Consider the following 15,308-nt stretch of genomic DNA (forward strand, 5'->3'; position numbering starts at 1 on the left):
TTCGACGGCCGATTGCAGTCCCTGATCCGGGCCCAGCCGCGAAGTCGAGGGGCTTCACTCGCCCGAGGGGCCGCTCGCGGGGACGTCGTGGTCTTTCAGTCGGTCGACGAGGGACTCCAGGCAGGAGACGCGGCCTTTGAGGCCCTCGATCTCGTTCAGGAGCAGGTCGCGTTCCCTGGCCGACTGCTCGAGCCGGTCGTACTCGGCGGCGGCCTGGCGCACGGCCTCCAGCAACTCCTCGGGCTGCCAGGGCTTGCGGATGAACTGGAAGACGTGGCCCTGGTTGATGGCCGCGATCACGGATTCCAGATCGGCGAACCCGGTGAAGAGCATCCGAACCGCCTGAGGATAGCGAGCTTTCAGGCGGGTGAGCAGTTCCACGCCGGTGATCTGGGGCATCCGCTGGTCCGACATCACGATGTGGACCTCTTCCTCCTGCATCAACCGGTAGCCTTCATCGGCGCTGTGCGCCTTGAGGACCCGAAACTCGCGGCGCAGGAGGTCATGCACCGAGTCGCACACGTTGGGCTCGTCGTCGACGATCAGGAGACAGTGCTTGCTCTTGGCCATGGCCGCCCTACTCCTCCTCGGTCGAGCCTCGATTCGCGAGGGGCCGCGAACCCGGGGTCCGCCGCTCGCCTCGAACTACTCTACCATCTCCGGGACGCGTGCGAACCCCTCGGCCCATCCGGCCCGTCAGGGCGCCTGGGGAGGGCCTTCCGGCACGGTCCGGGGGAGCAGGACGCGAAACAGGCTCCCCTTTCCGGGCCCGGAGTCGACCTCGATCCGGCCGCCGTGGCCGACGACGATGCCGTGGCTGATGGCCAGCCCCAGGCCGGTCCCCTCGCCCACGGGCTTGGTGGTGAAGAACGGGTCGAACAGGCGGCCCAGGTCCTCCTGCGCGATCCCCTCGCCGTTGTCGCGGACGGCGATCTCGACCCAGTCCTCCTGGACCCGGGCCGAGATCTCGATCCGGCCCCCATCGCCGCGGCCCGCCGCCTCGACGGCCTGGAGGGCGTTGATCATGAGGTTGAGCAGGACCTGGGAGATGTCCGAGGGGACGCAGTCGACGCAATCGACGCCCTCGTTGGAGACCGTGACGGCGATGCGGTCGCGCTTGAGGCGCCCCCGGGTCATTTCCAGGGCGCTGTCGATGAGTTCCTCGACCGAGGCCCGCTCCCACTTCGGACGCGAGGTCCGCGCCAGCCCGCGCATCTTCTGGACGATGTTGGCCACGCGGCGGACGCCGTCGAGGGTGCGGTCGATCATCGGCTCCAGGTTCTGGCGGATGTAGGGCCAGTCAATCTCCTCGGAGATCGCCGCCAGCCTGGCCGACGCCTCGGGGCGGAGGTCGGCCAGCGCGGCGACGACTTCCTCGGCCCCGATCAGCATCTCCATCATCCCCTTCACGTCGCGCTGGAGGACGGCGAGGTTGTTGGCCACGTAGGAAAGCGGATTGTTGATCTCGTGCGCGACCCCCGCGCTCAGCAGGCCGATCGAGGCGAGCTTGTCGGTGTGCGCCAGCATGGCGCGCATCCGCTGGCGCTCGGTCTGGTCTCGGATCGAGGCGACGTATTCGATCCGGCCGTCGGCCTCCACCGAGCCGAACGAGATCTCGATCGGGAACACGGTCCCGTCGCGGCGGCGGCCGGACGCTTCCACCGTCTTGTTGACGATCGAGGCGGCGTCGAACCCCCCCCCGCCGGCCGACTCCTCGCCGCGGCCGAGCGCCGGGATGAGGAGGTCCAGGGGTTGGCCCAGCACGGCGCGCGACTCGTAGCCGAAGACGGTCTCGGCGGACGGGTTGAACAGGAGGATCCGGCCCCCGCCGTCGGTGGCGACGATCGCGTCCAGGCTCCCTTCGGTCAGGCGTCGATACCGCTCCTCGGACTGGGACAGCTCGCGATTCTTCGCCTCCAGGGCCTGGGCCGACTTCATCTGGACCTCGACGAAACGCCGCCGCGTGCGGTCCAGGGCGATCCGGTCGGTGATGTCGCGGATCACCGCCAGGACGGCCACCTGCTCGTCGAACCGGATCGTCGACGACGTGATCTCGACCGGGATCGACCGTCCCGACTTGGTCCGGTAGACCCCCTCGCAGGTGAGCTGGCCGTCCTCGAGCACGCGGGCGAGCCGGTCCCGGAAGCCGCGCGCGAAGTCGGCGTCGTCGATCCGGGCGACGTCCATCGTCGCCAGTTCGTCGAGGCTGTACCCCAGGAGCCGCGAGGCCGCCGGGTTGGCGTCCATGATCCTGCCGGCCGGGTCGTGGACGAAGACGGCGTCGTGGATCCCGTCGAAGATCGCCCGGACCCGGCGTTCGGTCTCGACGAGCGCCTCCTCGGCCTGGATCCGCAGGCCGATCTCGGTGATGAAGGCGAAGAAGCCGATGACGCGGCCGTCGTCGTCCCGCGTCAGGTCGATGAGCAGCTCGACGGGGACCTGGCGGCCGTCCTTGTGGCGATACCGCTTGACGACGCGCGCCTGGCGGCCCTGCGCCAGGATCTCCTCGTGCGACCGCGCCGTCGCCTCGCGGAACGCCGGGTCGGTGAGGTCCATGATCGGCATCCCGATCAGCTCCTCCCGCGAGTAGCCGACCAGCTCGCAGAAGGCGTCATTGGAGTAGTTGATCCGGCGCTCGAGGTCGAGCGTCGCGAAGGGCTGGGGGCCGGCGTCGAGCATCCGGTGGTGGAGCCGCAGCAGCGTCTCGTCCGTCGCGGCGCAGCCCGATCCGGCCGACGTTCCGCCGTCGCGGCCGGGCTCGGAGTCGCGATTTTGCGCATCGAAGCTCGACGCCACTGGGGAGCCCCGCGAGAATTGTTGCGAAGAGGTCGGCCGGACATCTTCCACCGGCTCGATAGGAACAGTATATCGAAACGCGGGTGAGTCTGCGATCGAACGCCGGCCGCGCCCGACGATTCGGCCGATCCGGCCCCGGAGGAATGACAGGTTCGGGGCGATCTGCTATGATGTCGTCGTGAGGCCGGTCCTCAGGGCCGCGCCGGCCTCGCCCCCTCCCCGATCGCCGCGTCGCGGCGAGATCCATGAGCGAGCCATGCCCGTATTCACGCATCACGTGTTCATCTGCGGGAACGTCCGCGAGCCCGGCCACAAGCGGGGATGCTGCGATCCCGAGGGCCATCAGGCTCTCAAACACGCCTTCAAGGTCGAGCTGAAGAACGCCGGCCTCGGCCCGCTCGCCCGGGCCAACCACGCGGGCTGCCTCGACCAGTGCGAGCACGGGCCGGTCGTGGTCATTTATCCGCTCGGGGTCTGGTACGGAAACGTCACGATCGCGGACGTGCCCCGGATCGTCTCGCGCACCATCCTCGGCGGGGAGATCCTGGCCGACCTCCAGATTCCCGATGATTGCTTGAACAATCCCAGGTGTCCACATCGGGCGGGACCGTCCAAGGGGTGATTCGATGCAGGTCGCGACCACCATCCCGTCCGCCCGTCAGGCCGTGGAACAGGCCCGCGCCGAGGGCCGGCGGATCGGCCTCGTGCCGACCATGGGCGCGCTCCATCGGGGCCACGTCGCGCTGATGGAGGAATGCCGCCGCCTGGCCGATTTCACGGCCGTCTCCATCTTCGTGAATCCCGCCCAGTTCGGCCCCGGCGAGGATTACGACCGCTATCCCCGGATGCTGGAGGACGACCTCCGGGCCTGCGAGGCCGCCGGCGTCGATCTCGTCTTCAAGCCGACGGTCGCCGAGATGTATCCCCGAGGCGTGGAGGCCGCCACGTTCGTGGAGGTCCCCGGGCTCTCCCACGTCTTCGAAGGCGAGATCCGGCCCACCCACTTCCGTGGCGTCGCCACGGTCGTGCTGGCCCTCTTCGAAATCATCCGACCCGACGTCGCCATCTTCGGCCAGAAGGATTATCAGCAGCAGGCCCTGCTCCGCCGGATGGCGGCGGACCTCCACCTCCCGGTCGAAGTGGTCACCCACCCCACGGTGCGCGAGGCCGACAACCTGGCGATCAGCAGCCGCAACATCTACCTCGATCCGGCGCAGCGACGCGGCTCGCTCGCGCTTTCGCAGGCGCTCGAGGCGGCCTGCGAGGCGGTCGCCCGGGGCGAGGCCGACGCCAACCGGGTTCGACAGATCCTTCGATCGCGGATAGAATCCGAGCAGGCGGCGATCCTCGATTACGCCGAAGTGGTCGACGCCGAGACCCTTGAAACGCTCGACCGAATCGAACCGGGACGGCCCGCCGTCGCCCTCCTGGCGGCCCGGTTCGGCCAGACCCGCCTCATCGACAACGCCCGGCTGACGGAGTGAGACGACCACGCATGCAGCTCAAGGTGCTGAGGAGCAAGCTCCACCTCGCGACGGTCACCCGGAGCGACCTGTACTACCACGGCAGCCTCACGATCGACCCCGATCTGATGGACGCCGTGGGCCTGCTGCCGTATGAGGCGATCCTCGTCAGCAACGTGGCCACCGGCGCCAGGGCCGAGACCTACGTCCTGCCCGGCGCCCGCGGCTCCGGGGTCATCGAGCTCAACGGCGCGATGGCTCGAATCGGCGCCGTGGGGGATCGGGTGATCGTCATGGCGTTCGCCCACCTCGACGCCGCCGAGGTCGGGGCCCACCAGCCGAGGGTCGTGGCGCTCGACTCCAAGAACCGGATCGTCGAGCGGATCGATTATCCGCCCCTGGGGGAAGCCTGCGCCTCGCCCCTGGGCGGCCCGGACCACTGGGCCGACACGATCTGACCGACCGACCCGAGCCCATTCCGGCGCAGGAGGACGCGAGAGGCCATGCGACAGGTCCTGTTCACGATCCCGATCTTCGGCGGCGTCAAGGTCTTCGGCTACGGCGCGATGCTCGTGCTGGCCTTCGCCTCCTCGACCTGGCTGGCCGTTCGTCGCGCGCGTCGCGAGAAGCTCGACGCCGATCTGGTCATGGACATGGCCTTCTGGCTGTTCGCCGGCGGCCTCATCGGGGCCCGCCTGTTCTACTGCATCCAGTACTGGGGCCGCGGGATCGACGGCGTCCTGGACGTCTTCCAGTTCTGGAAGGGGGGGATCGTCTATTACGGCGGCATCTTCGGCGGGGTCGCGGCGTTCTTCCTGTATCGCTGGATCAACCGGTTCCCGGTGCGTCCCTACATCGACCTCCTCGCGCCGTCGATCGCGGTGGGGACGTTGTTCGGCCGCCTGGGCTGCTTCCTCAACGGCTGCTGCTTCGGCGACGTCTGCCGCTCCCCGTTCGGCGTCCAGTTCCCCCAGGGCTCGCCCCCGTGGGAGACGGAGGTTCGGCTCGGGCTGATCCCCGCCGACGCCCTCCATTCGCTCTCGCTCCATCCCACCCAGATCTATTCCGCCCTGGACGCCCTCGTCCTGCTCATCCTCTTGAGCGCATACTACCCGCTGCGCCGCCGCGACGGCGAGGTGATGGGGATCCTCATGATCACCTACCCGATCACCCGGACGCTGATCGAGTACCTTCGCAACGACGAGGGGATCTTCTTCCTGGGCCTGACGATCTCGCAGACGATCAGCCTGGGCCTGCTGCTGGGGGCGGCCGCGTACTGGTTCTGGCTTTCGCGGACACCGAAGGGTCGCTACTCCGACACGATCCCGACGGTCGTGGAAGCCCCTGCGTTGACCGCCGCGACATGAGCCCCGCCTACGGCTCGGTCGGCATGAGCACGACCGCGCGGAGGTCGAAGAGGGCCCCGCGCAGGGGCTCCTCGGGGCCCACTTCGAGGGTATGGATACCGGGGGCGAGCCGCAACTCGCCGACCGCGAACATCTGGTAGTCCGACCAGCCGTCCGTGCCCAGGGCCTCACCCCGGAATCGGCGGCCGTCGACGCGGACCTCGAAGCGGTTCCCCGCCTCGCCGTTCCGGTTGGCGTAGTCGAGGAGCAGTCGGTATTCGGCCCCCTCCCGGACGTGGAACGTCCAGGACGCCCGGTCTTCCCGACCGTGCCAGAAGCCCAGGTTGCCGAAGGAATTTTCGAACTTCAGCGAGCCCCCCGCGACCGACGCCGCCGCCGCCCCCAGGCGGAGCGAGCCGTCCTCCTGGACGTCCGGGGCGAGCACCGCGGCGGCGGGCCTCGTCGGGGACCGGACGGCGGCGGGCCTCGTCGTGAACCAGACGGCCAACGCGAGGGCGGCCGCACCCAGCCAGGCGACCGGCCGTCGCGCGACCAGCCGCCACGCCCGCTCGAGGATCCCCGCCGGACGCGCCCGGATCGGCTCTCCGCGCAGGAAGCGTTCCAGGTCGCCGGCCAGGGCGGCGGCGTCGAGGAAGCGTTCCGAGGGGGCCTTCCGCAGGCACTTCAGGACGATCGATTCCAGGTCGCGCGGGATCGCCGGCCGGATGGTCCTCGGCGGCGTCGGGGACTCCTCGCGGACCATACGCGCCGTCTCGACGGCCGAGTCCGCATGGTGGGGGACCCTGCCGGCGAGCATCTCATAGAGGATCACGCCCAGGCTGTAGACGTCGGTCGCCGGGCCGACCGGGCCTTCGCCCCCGGCCTGCTCCGGGGCCATGTATCGAGGAGTCCCTCGGCAGCCCCCCTCGGCCCCCCAAAAGCCGTCGGTCTCGATCCACTTGGCCATCCCGAAGTCGGCGACTTTGGGCGCTCCGTCGCGTGCGATGAGGATGTTGCCCGGCTTGAGGTCGCAATGGACGACGCCCTGCCGGTGGGCGTGATGGACGGCCTCGGCCACGACGCGGATCGTCTCGGCCGCATGGCGGGGGTCGTGGCCCTCGGCGCGGAGGCTCGCTCCGAGAGGTCCCCCCTCGATGAACTCCAGGGCCAGGAACGGACGGCCGCGGTGACGGCCGATGTCGTAGATCTGCACGATGTTGGGATGCTGGAGGAGCGCGACCGCCCTCGCCTCCATCTCCAGCAGGCGGGCGACCACGTCCGGTCGTTGGGCGATCATCTTCAAGGCGACGACGCGGCCCAGCCGGAGATGGCGTGCCTTGTAGACGACCCCGGTCCCGCCGACGCCGAGGGGATCGCCCTCGATCTCGTAATCGGGCAGTTCGGGGAGCTCCGTCCCGGCGGCGTCGCTCGGCTCGATCGCCGGCCGGCACGCCGCGGGCCCCTCGCATACGGACCGGAGAAGCTCGTCGACGATCGGGTCGGTGTGGGCGTCGAGCGCCCGCGCCCGCGACTCGCACGCGACGCACGACTCCTGGTGGCGACCCACGGCGAGGATGTCGGCGTCGTCGAGGTCTCCGAGCAGGAAGGCGCGGAGGACCTCGTCGTCGGGGCACGCATCGGAATAATCTTGCGGGTCCACCGTGGTCTCCTCTACGATGGCGAGGCCGGTCGGCCGCCGTATCGTAACGCGACGAACTCATCACGGAAAAGCGTCTTTGCCCCATCCGCATCGGCTTTGCGGAAAAGGCGGACGCGCCTGCCACGCCGAGGACGTCTCTTGATGGAACGACCCGCCACCGGTCGCGTCGCGGCGCACCTGTCGGCCGTGCAGGCGGACGCCACGTCCCTCACGCTCCTGGAACGGGTGAAGACGCGCGACGGGGACGCCTGGAGCCGCCTTTACGCCCTCTATACGCCGCTGCTCCGCCACTGGTGCCGACGCTGGGGGATCCGCCCGGAGGACGTCGACGACGTCACACAGGAGGTCTTCCAGGCCGTCGCGTCGAGCCTCGACTCGTTCCGGCGCGATCGCGAGGGGGCCTCGTTTCGGGGCTGGCTGCACGGTGTCGCCCGCTATAAGGTCCTCACGCTCCGGCGGCGCGAGGTCTCGCGAGGCGTCGGCGGCGCCGACTTCCACGACCGCACCCTCCTCCTGCCCGCGCCCGTGAGCGACCCGCCCGACGAAGAGGAGCGAGGCCTGGTCGGCGCCCTCTACCGCGAGGCCCTGGAGGGCGTGCGCGGCGAGTTCGAGGAACGGACCTGGCTCGCCTTCTGGCGGGCCACGGTCGACGGCCACCCACCGGCCCTGATCGCCGACGAGATGGGCGTTTCCCCGGCCGCCGTCCGCCAGGCCAAGTCGCGAGTCCTCCGGCGCCTCAAGGACGTCCTGGGCGAGCCTCCCCGACCGTCCGACTCCGCGAAAGATCGACGCCCGGCCGGCTGAATCGCGGCCCGCCCCGAAAACACCTGTCACACCCTGCGCGAAGTATCCCCGGGGGCGGTCCTCGGCGGGTCTCCTCACCTACCCGCCCCGCGGCCGGGCCGTTCGCCTCTCCACAGACCGCCGTCGCCCCCATGCCGTCTCATTCGTCGATCCTGGAAGCAGAGGAGAGCTCATGTCGCAACGTCGTTCCGGGTTTACGCTGATCGAGCTGCTGGTGGTGATCGCGATCATCGCGGTCCTGATCGCCCTGCTGCTGCCCGCGGTCCAGTCGGCGCGGGAGGCGGCCCGCCGCTCCCAGTGCACGAACAACCTCAAGCAGATCGCCCTGTCGCTGCACAACTACCAATCCGCCCTCAACACCCTGTCGCCCGGCAAGAAGGGGGACGCCTGGGGGAGCTGGATGGTGTGCCTGCTGCCGTACATGGAACAGGTCAGCTCGTTCAACGCCTGGAACTACCAGGGAAACAACTCGGGCCTGCCCGGCTACGTCGATTTCGACCTGCGTTACAACGGGGCCTGCAACATCACGGTGACCTCCGCGCGGATCTCGGCCTTCATGTGCCCCAGCGACGGGTCCAACGGCTCGCTGAGCGGGATCGGCATCACGCTCAACGGCGTCACGAGGCTGGTGACCTCGCACAACTACGTGGTCAACTTCGGCAACACCATGATGCAGCAGCGGACGCTCGACGGCGTGCCGTTCCGGGGGGCCCCGTTCACCTGCATCGGCTCGCCGTTCGTCGACATCGACGGCTACCGCGAGCGCGAGCAGTCCGGCGTCCCCAACACCTGCTACAGCTTCGCCGCGATCACCGACGGGCTGAGCAATACGATGATGCTTTCGGAGCTGCTCGTGGGCCAGACGCAGGGGGGCCAGCTCGACCTCCGCGGCTTCTCCTGGTGCGGGCCGCTGGGGACGTACACCGCGTGGACCGGCCCGAACAGCCGCACGCCCGACGTGATCTGGCCGGGGCTGTGCAACTCGCCCAGGGGGGGCGTCAACCCGCCCTGCACGACGGCCGACGTCACCTGGTACACGGCGGCCCGGAGCCGGCATTCCGGCGGCGTGAACGTCGCCATGTGCGACGGCAGCGTCAAGTTCGTGAAGGACTCGATCAGCCTGCCCACGTGGTCGGCGATCAGCAGCACGCAAGGCGGAGAGATCGTCAGCGCCGACGCCCTCTGAATCTGAACCGGCCCACCCCCATGACGAGCCGGCCGTCGCCGCGGCGGCCGGCCTTCCGGAGCCCCATGCGCATGACGACCTTCCGAATCCGCGCGGGCGCGCTCGCCGCGTCCCTGCTCCTGGCCACCTCGGGCTGCGACTCGACGGGCGACGACCTGCCCCGCGAGCCCGTATCGGGTAAAGTGACGATCGAGGGCGAGCCGCTCGCCAAGGGGTCGATCCTGTTCCGCCCCTCGGGCGGCGAGGCCGAGGCCGGCGGGAGCGTCGAGGGAGGCGCCTTCGAGATCCCCAGGGCCGACGGCCCGACGCCCGGCAAGTATCAGGTGACGGTCACCGAAGCCGTGGACCGCCCCGAGGAAGACAAGCTGAACAACTTCTCGCTCCAGCCCAAGACGAAGCCCTCGAAGTCGGTCGTCGGCGGGCCCCTCGAAGCCGAGGTCAAGGCGGGGGCGCCCAACACCTACACGTTGGACTTCCCGAGGGTCGACGTCCCGAAGGGATTGAAAGGTAAGGCTCGATGAGTGAACACCCGACGATGAAACGGCGATTCTCGGCCGTCCTGCTGCTCGGCCTGGCGGCAGTCGCCGCGACGGCCGGGGACGCCCGCGCCAAGGAAGTGGACGTGGGAGTCGCCCGCGTCGACGTCTCCCCGACCGGGCCTATCTGGCTCCACGGTTATCTCGCCCGCTCGGCCGAATCCAACGGCGTCTCGCACCCCATCTTCGCCAAGGCCCTGGCGATCGGCTCCGACGAGCAGAAGCCCGTCGTGCTGATCTCGGTCGACAGCCTGGGCGTCTCCGAAGAGATCGTGGGGGAGGTCGCCGCAAGGCTCGAACGCCGGGTCGGCCTGCCCCGAGAGCGGCTGGCGCTGGGGGCGTCGCACACGCACTACGCGCCCATGCTGGCCGGAGTGGCCCCCAACATCTTCGGCAAGCCGATCACCGCCGAACAGCAAGCTCGGGTCGACGCGTACACGCGCGATTTCATCGACAAGCTTGAACGCGTGTGCCTCGACGCCCTGGCCGACCGCAAGCCCGCGACGCTCTCGTGGGCGCAGGGAGAGGTCGGCTTCGCGGCCAATCGGAGGACGCCCGGCGGGCCGGTCGACCACAGTCTGCCGGTCCTGCGGGCCGTCTCGGCCGACGGGAAGGTCCGGGCCGTCGTGACCAACTACGCCTGCCACTGCACGACCATCGACCCCGCGGACAATCTGGTCGACGGCGACTGGGCCGGGGCGGCCCAGCGGGGCATCGAGGCCGACAATCCCGGCTGCATCGCGCTCACCGTCGTCGGCTGCGGCGCGGATTCGAATCCCAACCCCCGGCGGAATCAGGCCGACTCCGAGACCCACGGCCGCACGCTGGCCGACGAGGTCGCGCGATTGATGAAGGGCGAATGGAAGCCCGTCGACGGCCCGCCCGCCGCCTCCCTGGAACGGTTCGAGCTACCTTACGACGTCCTGCCGACCCGCGAGGATCTCCAGAAGCTGATCGCCGCCGGCGGCCCGCCGGGCTACAACGCGTCGGTCCAGCTCGCCAAGCTCGATCGGGGCGAGAAGCTCCCCGAGACGCTCCCCTACTCCGCGCAGGCCTGGAAGTTCGGCGACGACCTCCTGATGATCTTCCTCCCCGGCGAGGTCGTCGTCGACTACGTCCTCCGGATCAAGAAGGAATTCGACGCGTCGCGGACGTGGGTCACCGCGTACGCGAACGACGCCCCCTGCTACATCCCCTCCGAGCGGATCCTCAAGGAAGGCGGATACGAAGGGGGCGGCGCGATGGTCTACTACGCCCGCCCGACAAAGTTCAAGCCGGGCCTGGAACAGATCATCCTCGACGCCGTCCACCGCATCGTCGGCCCGGGCTTCGAGCCCCCGGCCCCGGCCGACGAGCCCGAGGCCGCCAAGGTCGACGACGAGAACCCTCCTCCGCTCACCGCGGAGGAGGCCCTTCAGACCTTTCGGACCAGGCCCGGCCTGAAGATGGAGTTGGTCGCGGCCGAGCCGCTGATCGAGAGCCCCGTCACCGTCGATTTCGGCGCCGACGGCAAGCTCTGGGTCTGCGAGATGCGCGACTACCCTTCCGGCATGGACGGCAAGTACAAGCCCGGCGGCGTCGTCAAGGTCCTCGAAGACCGCGATCATGACGGCCGATACGACACCGCCACCACCTTCATCGAGGATCTCCCCTTCCCGACCGGCGTCACCTGCTGGCGCAAAGGGGTCTTGATCTGCGCCGCCCCCCAGATCATCTACGCCGAGGACACCGACGGCGACGGCAAGGCCGACGTCCGCAAGACGCTCTACGAAGGCTTCGCGACCGAGAACTACCAGGCGCGGGTGAACGGGCTCGCCTACGACGCGGACGGCTGGGTCTACGGCGCCAACGGGCTGATCGGCGGCCGGATCCACGGCCGGGCCAACGGCGTCGACATCGACCTGGGCGGTCGCGATTTCCGCTTCAAGCCCGACCTGGGCGTCTTCGAGCCGGCTGCCGGGCTGACCCAGCAGGGTCGAGTCCACGACGATTGGGGCAACCAGTTCGGCGGCAACAACAGCGTCCTCCTTCAGCATTATCCGCTCCCGGAGCATTACATCCGCCGCAATCCCCGCGTCCCCGCCCCCGCGCCCCTGGTGATCCCGCAAGGCGACGCCGACCCCGGCAAGCTCTTCCCGGCCAGCCGCACGCTGACTCGCTACAACGAGCCCCACAACGCCAACCGCGTCACCAGCGCCAGCAGCCCGCTGATCCATCGGGACCCGCTGCTCGGCGAGGAGTACTTCGGCGACGGCTTCGCGTGCGAGTCGGTCCATAACCTCGTCCGGCGGGTCGTCCTGGAGCCGAAAGGGGTGACGTACGGCGGCCATCGCGCGGCGGACGAGCAGGACCACGAGTTCCTGGCCTCGACCGATTCCTGGTTCCGCCCCGTGCAGGTCCGCACCGGGCCCGACGGCGCGCTCTGGGTCGTCGACATGTACCGCTTCGTCATCGAACACCCGCGCTGGATCAGCCCCGAACGGCTGGCGACGCTCGACGTCCGGGCCGGGGCCGACAAGGGCCGCATCTATCGCCTCGTCCCCGAGGGCCGCCCTCTTCGGCCGGTCGCGAACCTGGACGCGATGTCGACGTCCGACCTCGCCGCCGCCCTCGACACCCCGAACGGCACGGTGCGCGACACGGTCCAGCGCCTCCTCGATCATCGTCAGGACCACGCCGCCAAGCCCGTCCTGGCCGGGCTGGCTCGCTCCAGCCAGGTTCCCGAGGTGCGCGCCCAGGCCCTGGCGGCGCTCGACGTCCTCGGCGATCTCGACGCCGAGGTCCTCGTCTCCGCCCTGGCCGACGAGCATCCGGGCGTGCGCGGACGCGCCGTCAGGATCGCGGAGACCCGTCTCGCCGCCGTGGCCGAGATCGGGGCCGCCGTCCTGAAGCTGGCCGACGATCCGGACCTCCGCGTGCGTTATCAGGTGGCGCTCAGCCTGGGCGAATGGTCCGCCCCCGAAGCCGGCCGCTCCCTGGGCGAGATCGCCGTCCGCGACGGCGGCGACCCCTGGCTCCGCGCCGCGGTGCTCAGCTCCGCAACTCCGCACGCTCGCGCGATTCTGGAAGTCCTGATCGCCCAGGCGGGGCCGGAGGGTCCCTCACCCACGCTCGTCGAGCCCCTGATCGCGACGATCGCCGGGGCGCAAGACCGCGAGGCGATCGCCTCGGCCCTGGCCCTGATCGCCTCGGGCGGCGCCGAAAAGCCCGCCCGCTGGCGGCTAGGCGCAGTCGCGGAACTGCTGGACGCCTCCCATGACGACAAGTTGGCGGCCGATCCGGCCGTCCTCCCCTTGATCGTCGCCGCGCGAGCGATGGTCGCGGACGCCGAAGCTCCCGAAGCCGATCGGATCGCGGCCTTGCGGCTCCTGGGCCGGAACGCCGACGATCGCGACGCCGACCGGGCCGCGATCGCCGATCGCCTCGATCCCGCCGAGTCCGGCGACGTCCAGGCCGCCGCCCTTCGCGGCCTGGCGCGGCTGGGCGACGCCGACTCGGCCGACGCGGTCATCGCCCGCTGGGGCCGGCTCGGCCCGGCCTCCCAGTCCGTCGCGCTCGACGCCTTGATCGCCCGCGAGGAGTCCGTGACGGCGCTCCTCGCCGGCATGGAGGCTGGACGCGTCCCCCCCTCGCAGATCGGCGCCCAGCACCGCGAGCGGCTCTTGCAGTTCGGCTCCGAGGCGCTCCGCAAACGGGCGGAGGCCGCATTCGGATCGCTCAAGATCGGCGCCCGGCAAGATGTCCTCGCCGCCTATGACGCAGCGAGGACGAAGCCCGGCGACCAGGCTCGCGGCCAGGCCGTGTTCACCCGGGCCTGCGCCATCTGCCACAAGCTCAACGACGCCGGCGTGGAAGTCGGCCCCGACCTGGCGGCGCTCACGGACGTCTCTCCCGAGGCCCTGCTGACCGCCATCCTCGACCCGAATCGCGAGGTCGACGCCCGCTACGTCAGCTACAACGCCGCGCTCAAGGACGGCCGCAGCCTCTCCGGGATGATCACCAACGAGACCGCAAGCGCGATCACGCTGAAGCGCCAGGAAGGCTTGACGGACGTCGTCCTCCGCGACGACCTGGAGGAGATCGCCTCCTCGGGCCGCTCGCTCATGCCCGAAGGCCTGGAGAACGACCTCACGCCCGCCGACCTCGCGGACCTCATCGCGTACCTGGCCCGAGGCTCGACGCATCCGAAGGCGCAGGAAGGCAACCGGCCCGAGATCGTCAAGGCGGGCCCCAAGGGCGTGATCCGCCTGACCGCCGCCAACGCCGAGATCTACGGCCCCAGCCTCGTCTTCGAGTCGGAACATCAGAACCTCGGCTACTGGCACGCCGCGACCGACCACGCCGCCTGGACGTTCGAGGTCGACCATGGCGCGATGTTCAACGTGGCCCTGGAATGGGCCTGCGACGACGCCTCCGCGGGCAACGCCTACACCCTTTCGTTGGGGAGGCAGACGTTCCGGGGCGTGGTCCCCAGCACCGGAGGTTGGGGGGCTTACCGTAAGGCGTCGATCGCCAACCAGGTGTTCCACAAGGCCGTCCACCGGATCGAGCTTCGCCCCGACGGACCGTTGCACGGCGCGCTCGCCGACATCCGCGCGATCATCCTGACCCCCGGCGAGGCCGGCGACGTCGAGACCGTCGCTGATGCGAAGCCGGAACCGACAGCCGACCCGAAGCCGGAGTCGGTCGCCGACGCCTCCCGGGCGATCCTCGATCCCAAGACCCCCGCCCCGGAGCGTGAGGCCCTGATCGCCCGGTTCGCCGACCAGTCGGCCGAACTGATCGCCGCCATGGCTGACGGCCTCGATCAGGCGGACGAGGCCGAGCAGTATCGCCGCATCCCCGCCATCTGGCAGGTGGCGATCGCCGCGGGTCGTCGTAACGCCGACGCCGAGCTTCGCAAGATCCTCGACGTCTCCCTCCCGGCCGAGGCCGCCGCCAAGCTCACCGACTGGCGCTCGGTGGTCCTGGGGGGCGGACTCATCAACGGCGTCAGCCAGGCCGGGCCGCTCCCCGGCCCTCGGTTCGACGCGATCCTCCGTGACGAGCCGGCCCTGAAGGCGCGATGGGACCGCTCGATCGCGCTGGCGGTCCAGATGGCGGACGAGGACGCCGTGCGCAAGGGGACGCGATACGACGCGCTCCGCATGCTCGGCGTCGAGGGCTGGGACGAGCACGGGGACCATCTGGTCCGCTATCTGGCCGAAGGGGTCGACCCCGAGTTGCACCAGGGGGCGGTGTGCGCCCTGGCCGACATCCCGTCTCCCCGGATCGTCGCCCCGCTCCTGGAGGCCCTCGGCCGGCTGACGCCCGGGAACCGCGAGTTCGCGATGCAGGCCCTGATCCGCGACGGCGATCGAATCGAGGCCGTCATCGATGCGCTGGAAGCCGGCCGGGTCGGCGCCGACGCCCTCAGCGAAGACGTTCGGAAGGCCCTCGTCGATCCCTCGCGAAGCCGATCGGCCGATCGGGCGAAGCGTCTCCTGGACGCTTCGCCTTCGAAGGCCAAGTAACGCA

At 70.0% G+C, this 15,308-nt stretch carries 11 protein-coding genes; 8 read left to right on the plus strand and 3 right to left on the minus strand.

Annotated elements, in window-relative coordinates:
* Window positions 1–54: 54 nt before the first annotated feature.
* Together VT85_RS16275 and VT85_RS16280 are read right to left on the minus strand one after the other, a co-directional pair.
* Window positions 55–570 carry a response regulator gene (locus VT85_RS16275; protein ID WP_068417436.1) on the minus strand — a complete coding sequence of 172 codons (516 nt, stop codon included), beginning with the start codon at window positions 568–570 and terminating at the stop codon, window positions 55–57.
* A gap of 126 nt (window positions 571–696) precedes the next feature.
* Entirely contained in the window at window positions 697–2,796 is a 2,100-nt protein-coding gene (locus tag VT85_RS16280) for a PAS domain S-box protein (protein ID WP_068417440.1), read from the minus strand.
* A gap of 256 nt (window positions 2,797–3,052) precedes the next feature.
* Between VT85_RS16280 and VT85_RS16285 the strand changes: the two genes are divergently transcribed.
* From VT85_RS16285 to lgt, 4 genes are read left to right on the plus strand one after another with little or no spacing between them, the layout of a single operon-like run.
* Window positions 3,053–3,418, plus strand: coding sequence for a (2Fe-2S) ferredoxin domain-containing protein (locus tag VT85_RS16285; protein WP_068417443.1), 366 nt, complete (start codon window positions 3,053–3,055; stop codon window positions 3,416–3,418).
* 4 nt (window positions 3,419–3,422) lie between these two features.
* Complete coding sequence (gene panC, locus VT85_RS16290; protein WP_068417445.1) at window positions 3,423–4,280, plus strand: pantoate--beta-alanine ligase; 858 nt, start codon at window positions 3,423–3,425, stop codon at window positions 4,278–4,280.
* An 11-nt stretch (window positions 4,281–4,291) separates the two neighbouring features.
* Window positions 4,292–4,717: an aspartate 1-decarboxylase gene (panD, locus tag VT85_RS16295; RefSeq protein WP_068417449.1), complete on the plus strand. Its 426-nt coding sequence runs from the start codon at window positions 4,292–4,294 to the stop codon at window positions 4,715–4,717.
* A gap of 45 nt (window positions 4,718–4,762) precedes the next feature.
* Window positions 4,763–5,626, plus strand: coding sequence for a prolipoprotein diacylglyceryl transferase (gene lgt / locus VT85_RS16300; protein WP_068417455.1), 864 nt, complete (start codon window positions 4,763–4,765; stop codon window positions 5,624–5,626).
* Between the two features lie 7 nt (window positions 5,627–5,633).
* Here lgt and VT85_RS16305 read toward each other — a convergent pair whose 3' ends face one another.
* Window positions 5,634–7,265: a serine/threonine-protein kinase gene (locus VT85_RS16305; protein ID WP_068417458.1), complete on the minus strand. Its 1,632-nt coding sequence runs from the start codon at window positions 7,263–7,265 to the stop codon at window positions 5,634–5,636.
* A gap of 141 nt (window positions 7,266–7,406) precedes the next feature.
* Between VT85_RS16305 and VT85_RS16310 the strand changes: the two genes are divergently transcribed.
* The 4 genes from VT85_RS16310 to VT85_RS16325 all read left to right on the plus strand — a co-directional run bounded on the left by VT85_RS16310 (window position 7,407) and on the right by VT85_RS16325 (window position 15,304).
* Window positions 7,407–8,069, plus strand: a complete 663-nt coding sequence (locus tag VT85_RS16310; protein WP_068417461.1) for an RNA polymerase sigma factor — start codon at window positions 7,407–7,409, stop codon at window positions 8,067–8,069.
* 172 nt (window positions 8,070–8,241) lie between these two features.
* Window positions 8,242–9,255: a DUF1559 domain-containing protein gene (locus VT85_RS16315; protein WP_068417466.1), complete on the plus strand. Its 1,014-nt coding sequence runs from the start codon at window positions 8,242–8,244 to the stop codon at window positions 9,253–9,255.
* Window positions 9,256–9,326: 71 nt separating this feature from the next.
* Window positions 9,327–9,776 (plus strand): hypothetical protein, encoded by a 450-nt coding sequence (locus tag VT85_RS16320; protein WP_068417470.1) that lies wholly within the window; start codon window positions 9,327–9,329, stop codon window positions 9,774–9,776.
* Window positions 9,773–15,304, plus strand: coding sequence for a neutral/alkaline non-lysosomal ceramidase N-terminal domain-containing protein (locus VT85_RS16325; protein WP_197490800.1), 5,532 nt, complete (start codon window positions 9,773–9,775; stop codon window positions 15,302–15,304). The genes VT85_RS16320 and VT85_RS16325 overlap by 4 nt, the downstream gene beginning before the upstream one ends.
* Window positions 15,305–15,308 lie beyond the last annotated feature (4 nt).

Source organism: Planctomyces sp. SH-PL62, assembly GCF_001610895.1.
In the GTDB taxonomy this organism is placed as follows: domain Bacteria; phylum Planctomycetota; class Planctomycetia; order Isosphaerales; family Isosphaeraceae; genus Paludisphaera.